Here is a 293-nt window from a genome sequence, read left to right on the forward strand (position 1 = left end):
CTGATTTTGCCCGGACGTTGCGCCCCGGCTGGCTGGTCGTGCCCGCTGCTGATTTTGACATGCTGGCAACCTTCAAATCCTCAATGACGATCATCGCGTGGTTTTTGCTGATAGTCGTTGTGACCTTGTGAAGGTAATCGCGGCGGCTATTGGCGATATGTGAATGCAGCCGCTGGATCTTGGCTTTTTGTTTCTTCCAGTTGCTGCTGAACTTTACCTTTTTGCTCAACTGGCGTTGGAGCCTTGCCAGCTTGGTCTGATTGGTTTTGAAGCTGTTGACGGGCTCAAACACC

1 protein-coding gene is annotated in these 293 nt (G+C 51.9%); it reads right to left on the reverse strand.

The annotated features are described in order from the left end of the window. Positions 1 to 292, reverse strand: a 292-nt coding sequence (locus J9892_RS25215) for a transposase (RefSeq protein ID WP_348521187.1), incomplete at its 3' end; no start/stop codon positions are given. Position 293: the final 1 nt, after the last annotated feature.

The organism is Aeromonas sp. Prich7-2 (assembly GCF_017939255.1).
Lineage (GTDB): Bacteria > Pseudomonadota > Gammaproteobacteria > Enterobacterales > Aeromonadaceae > Aeromonas > Aeromonas caviae.